The organism is Rhodococcus sp. NPDC060084, from assembly GCF_042730335.1.
In the GTDB taxonomy this organism is placed as follows: domain Bacteria; phylum Actinomycetota; class Actinomycetes; order Mycobacteriales; family Mycobacteriaceae; genus Rhodococcus.
This window is the reverse complement of the sequence record NZ_JBHWWX010000044.1, coordinates 1-1,647: the sequence shown is the minus strand read 5'-3', so window position 1 is coordinate 1,647 and position 1,647 is coordinate 1. Positions and strand designations below refer to the sequence as shown.

1 protein-coding gene is annotated in these 1,647 nt (G+C 70.4%); it reads left to right on the top strand.

Annotated features, from left to right (window positions below):
• The first annotated feature begins 156 nt into the window (after positions 1-156).
• A complete protein-coding gene (locus ACFWBU_RS18340) occupies positions 157-1,590 on the top strand; it encodes an acyl-CoA carboxylase subunit beta (protein WP_169620252.1) in 1,434 nt (477 codons plus the stop codon).
• The last annotated feature ends 57 nt before the right edge of the window (positions 1,591-1,647 follow it).

Sequence of the window (1,647 nt, the reverse complement as noted above, 5' to 3'; positions counted from 1 at the left end):
GCCGCCCACACCACCTCGGGTGTGTGGGGGGCCCACCCCGCCCCCCGGGGGGGGCGGGGGGCCCCCCCCCCCCCGCCCCCCCCGCGGGGGGGGGGGCGCCCCCCCCGCCCCCCCCCCCGCGGCCCACCACCACCGCGCTCGACCGAGGAGCACTCGATGACCATCCTGGATCCGGCTAAACAACGCGCCCATTCGACGGATCCACGCGATCCTCTGCGCCGGCTCGAGGCACTCTTCGACTCGGGCAGCACGGAGCTGCTCCACGCCCGGGACAAGTCCGGCGTCCTCGCCGCGATCGGATGCATCGACGGCGTCCGGACAGTGGCGTACTGCTCCGACGCGACCGTCATGGGCGGAGCGATGGGCGTCGAGGGGTGTAAGCACATCGTCGCGGCGATCGACACCGCCCTCGAACTCGAAGCGCCTGTCATCGGGCTCTTCCACTCCGGCGGGGCGCGCCTCGCGGAGGGCGTCGAAGCGCTGCACGCCGTCGGCCTCGTCTTCGAGGCGATGGTGCGCGCATCCGGTTCCATCCCCCAGATTTCCGTCGTCCTCGGTTTCGCCGCAGGTGGCGCGGCATACGGCCCGGCGCTCACCGACATCGTGATCATGGCGCCCGAAGGACGTGTGTTCGTCACCGGACCCGACGTCGTACGCAGTGTCACCGGCGAGCAGGTCGACATGGAGTCCCTCGGCGGCCCCGACACCCACACCAAGAAGTCGGGTGTCGCCCATATCGCGGCCCACGACGAGTCCGACGCACTGCACCGGGCACGGCGTCTCGTGTCGATGCTCGCCGAACAGGGCGAATTCGACGTCGCTGCCGCAGCCCTCGGAGACACCGATCTGCGCGCGCTCATGCCCGAGTCACCGCGCCGCGCCTACGACGTGCGCCCGATCGTCCACGAACTCCTCGACAACGTCGAAGGCGAATCGAGTTTCGAAGAACTGCAGGGTGGCTGGGCTCGCAGTATCGTCACCGGCTTCGGTCGGCTCGGCGGCCGCACCGTGGGCGTCATCGCCAACAATCCGCTCCGCCTCGGCGGGTGCCTGAACTCCGAGAGTGCCGAGAAATCGGCGCGTTTCGTACGCATGTGCAACGCCTTCGGCGTTCCCCTGGTGGTGCTGGTCGACGTGCCGGGCTACCTTCCCGGCGTCAGCCAGGAATGGGAGGGCGTCGTGCGCCGCGGAGCGAAGTTGCTGCACGCGTTCGCCGAAGCCCGTGTGCCCCGCGTGACCCTGGTGACCCGCAAGATCTACGGCGGCGCGTACATCGCGATGAACTCGCGCGCCCTCGGTGCGACAGCAGTGTTCGCGTGGCCGGAGTCCGAGGTCGCCGTGATGGGCGCGAAGGCCGCGGTGGGGATCCTCCACAAGCGGGCCCTCGCTGCCGCTCCCGAAGAGGAACGCGAGGCCCTGCACGACCGTCTCGCATCCGAGCACGAAGCCATCGCGGGAGGCGTCGGTCGCGCCATCTCGATCGGCGTGGTCGACGAGATGATCGACCCGGCAAAGACGCGGAGCACCCTGGCTGCGGCGCTGGCAGCAGCGCCTGCAACCCGCGGGCGGCACAAGAACATTCCGCTGTAAGCACCGAACCGACTGTAAGCACCGAACGCCGACGCCGGCGCCGCCACCTTCGAACCC